The organism is Microcystis sp. M49636_WE2, assembly GCF_030065375.1.
Lineage (GTDB): Bacteria > Cyanobacteriota > Cyanobacteriia > Cyanobacteriales > Microcystaceae > Microcystis > Microcystis aeruginosa_C.
Window position 1 is genome coordinate 1 of record NZ_JASJFG010000418.1, and the last position, 3928, is coordinate 3928.

2 protein-coding genes and 1 pseudogene are annotated in these 3928 nt (G+C 49.3%); 2 read left to right on the forward strand and 1 reads right to left on the reverse strand.

What is annotated here, in order from left to right; genetic code table 11:
- The coding region (locus PX484_RS09960) for a potassium channel family protein (protein ID WP_288103694.1) at positions 1-560 on the reverse strand (560 nt) is incomplete at its 3' end.
- 91 nt (positions 561-651) lie between these two features.
- On the opposite strand from PX484_RS09960, the pseudogene PX484_RS26000 reads away from it, so the two are divergent.
- Positions 652-744: pseudogene (locus tag PX484_RS26000) on the forward strand (IS982 family transposase); the annotation flags it as partial.
- Positions 745-1068: 324 nt separating this feature from the next.
- On the forward strand, positions 1069-3705 hold the full coding sequence (topA, locus tag PX484_RS09965; RefSeq protein ID WP_287767291.1) for a type I DNA topoisomerase: 2637 nt from the start codon (positions 1069-1071) through the stop codon (positions 3703-3705).
- Positions 3706-3928 lie beyond the last annotated feature (223 nt).

The window sequence follows — 3928 nt, forward strand, 5'->3', positions numbered from 1 at the left end:
CCATAACGATTACGAATTTCTAACTCTGCTAGGGTTTTACCGTGAAAAGCTTCCGGGACTTTTAACTCGACAATACTATGTTCGGGATCGAGATCAAATCGTTCTAAAATTGATGGTCTAGTTAAACGGTGCGCTAACTCACAACCGGCATCGTATTCGGGAAAAACTACTAAATCTGCACCAACTTTTTTTAGTAATTTTCCATGGATTTCTGTGGAGGCTTTAGCGGCGACAAAATTAACCCCTGCTTCCTTACAATTGAGAGTAGTAATGATACTTTCTTCCACGTATTTACCAATAGCGACAATCACCGTATCGGTTTCAAAAATTCCCGCTTCTCGCAGGGCGTTAGGTTTGGTAGAATCAAGCTCGATCGCATTATCTACTATTCGATCAGATAACGCTTGTGCTACTAATCCTTCGTCAATATCTGTCGCTACCACTTGATAACCTTGTTTGCGTAAGGTTTCACAGACAGCGCGCCCAAATCTGCCTAATCCGATGACGGCAAATTGACGATTTTGGGGACGCATACTACTAAAAAATTTAATTGATTGCATAATTTTAACGTCAGTTCGGGATAAGGGTGGAAAGAAAAGGCGGAGGCTAGTAAGCTGAAAAATATATAAACTCAGCACCCTCAACCCATCTATGTTCAGTCTAGAAGCTCTTTTCTGTCCTGTCGACGACGGATGCCTTGTATTTGAACCTAAATTAGAACAGACAAGGCTTTGGCCCGATTCACCTCTTTGTAATAAACCTACACCTGTAAGCGATAGGCACTCCCCACCCCCCAATTCATAATTCATAATTCCCACTCCTCACACGGATTATATTACCCTGCGGCCGCCAGCAGTGCCTTGAGTCCGATCGCCGCTCCAGAAAAATATTAAGTTTTGTTAAGAAGTTAGTGACAAAAGACCAGCTTTAATCTCTATTATCGTAATAAGTGGCTTTTGACCTGAATCAAGCCGGTCAAGATAAATAGTAACTTTTGCCCATCATCAAACAACGATTGTCAGTCTAACTAAAACAGTCGCTGTGGCGATGCCCTCGTGATCAATTCCTATGTCAACCCTGGTTATTGTCGAATCCCCCACCAAAGCTCGGACGATCAGCAATTATCTGCCTAGCGGCTATCGAGTCCAAGCCTCCATGGGCCACATCCGCGATCTGCCCGCCTCCGCCGAAGAAATTCCCCCCACCCACAAAGACAAATCCTGGGCCAATTTAGGCGTAGATGTGGAGAACGATTTCGACCCCCTCTACGTCGTCCCCAAAAGCAAAAGTAAAGTCGTCAAAGAATTAAAAGAAGCCCTCAAAGGGGCCAGCGAACTGATCCTCGCCACCGACGAAGATCGGGAAGGGGAAAGCATCAGTTGGCATCTCTTGCAGGTACTCAACCCGAAAATACCCATCAAAAGAATGGTATTTCACGAAATCACCAAAGAAGCAATCCAAGCCGCCCTGAAAAATTGTCGCTCCATCGACGAAAATTTAGTTCACGCCCAAGAAACCCGCCGCATACTCGATCGCCTCTACGGTTATACCCTCTCCCCCCTACTCTGGAAAAAAATCTCCAAAGGGTTATCCGCCGGCCGCGTGCAATCCGTCGCGGTACGTCTGCTCGTGCAGCGCGAACGAGAACGACGAGCTTTTAAAACCGCCAATTATTGGGACCTGAAAGCCACCCTCGAAAAGGACAAAAATCAATTCGAGTCGAAATTAGTCACCTTAAACGGTCAAAAAGTGGCAAATGGCAGCGATTTCGATGCCGACACCGGCAGACTGCTCCCCGGTCGCCAGGTGACACTCTTAGATCAAGCCACCGCCGCCGCCTTAAAAGAACGCATCCAAGACAAAATCTGGCGCGTTAGCCACACCGAAGAAAAACCCACCACTCGCAAACCTTCCCCCCCCTTCACCACCTCCACCCTACAGCAAGAAGCTAACCGGAAACTGGGCATATCCGCCCGCGACACCATGCGAATCGCCCAAAATCTCTACGAACAGGGCTACATCACCTATATGCGGACCGATTCCGTCCATCTTTCCGATCAGGCCATCACCGCCGCCCGTCATTGTGTAGAACAAATGTACGGAAAAAACTATCTCAGTCCCCAACCCCGGCAGTACACCACCAAAAGCAAAGGCGCACAGGAAGCACACGAAGCCATCCGGCCCGCCGGTAGCAGCTTTCGCCTGCCCCGGGAAACCGGCCTGAGCGGACTAGAATTCGCCCTCTACGACCTAATCTGGAAACGTACCGTCGCCTCACAGATGGCCGATGCCCGCATTACCCAGATCGCCGTTAATATTCAGGTAGAAAATGCCGGATTTCGCTCCTCTGGCAAAAGAATCGACTTCCCAGGCTTTTTCCGCGCCTATGTGGAAGGTTCCGACGATCCCGAAGCCGCCATCGACGACCAAGAAATAATCCTACCCCCCCTCAGCATCGGTGATACCCCCAATTGTCGCCAACTAGAAGCCATTAGCCACGATACCCAACCCCCCGCCCGTTATAGCGAAGCCTCCCTCGTAAAAACCCTCGAAAGTGAAGGAATCGGGCGACCCAGCACCTACGCCACCATTCTCGGCACAATTATCGATCGCGGTTATGCCCAAATGCGGAATAAAACCCTCATTCCCACCTTCACCGCTTTTGCCGTGGTTAGTTTGTTAGAAAATCATTTCCCCGACCTGGTAGATCCCAAATTTACCTCAAAAATGGAGGAAACCCTCGACGATATCGCCACTGGTTCCGCCCAATGGTTGCCCTATCTCGATCGCTTCTATCGCGGCGAAAAAGGGCTAGAAAGCCAAGTCAAAGAGCGCGAGAGTCAAATTAACTCTAGCACCGCCAAATCGGTAAATTTAGAGGATTTACAGGCAACTATCAAGATCGGCAAATACGGTCCCTATCTGGAAGTCTCCCGAGGCGATGAAATCCTCACCGCTTCCATCCCCGCCGATTTAACCCCCGCCGACCTCAACCCCGAACAGGTAGAAACCCTGCTGCGACAAAAAACCGCAGGTCCCGATAAAATAGGTCTTCATCCCGACACCGGAGAGCCAATTTATCTGCTCGTGGGTAGTTACGGCCCCTACGTCCAGTTAGGAGATGTCAGCGATGACAACCCCAAACCGAAACGCGCCTCCCTACCCAAAGGAGTCAAACCAGAGGATGTCACCCTCGAACAAGCGGTGGGTTTATTGGCACTGCCACGACTACTGGGAACCCATCCCCTCACCGGAGGCAAAATTAAAGCCAGCTTAGGGCGTTTCGGTCCATATATAGTTCAGGAAGAGGGCAAAGAAAAAGAATATCGTTCCCTGAAAGCCAGCGATGATGTCTTAACTATAACCCTCGATCGAGCTTTAGCCTTATTAGCCGAACCGAAAAAAACTCGCGGCACTCGCGGTTCCACCAAACCACCCCTAAAAGAATTGGGTCAACATCCCGACGACGGGGAATTGGTGGGATTGTACGAGGGTCCCTACGGAGTTTATATCAAGCACGGTAAGACTAACGCCAAGATTCCCGAAGGAGAAACCGCCGAAACCCTGACTCTAGAACAAGCTTTAGTCGCCCTAGCAGCCAAGACAACCACTGCCAAGAAAACCACCACCAAGAAAACTACTTCTACCACTACTAAAAAAACTACTTCTCCGGGTAGTAAAACTGGCAAAAGTAAGAAGGTTTAGCGGTTAGTGGTGAGGCGATTTTCTCCATGGTCAATTCCTCACCCCGATGCGAGGACAAATCCGGTTGGCTCTTTTGTCCTTGGCACCACTTTGACTAGGCTGATCCTAAGTAGGTAGGCGTTAAAAATTATCAGACACCACCCTTATCAAGGGTAGGGTTGATTCATGAATCAACCCTACCTTATCAAGGGGGGATCAAGGGGGGATCAAGGGGGGATCAAGG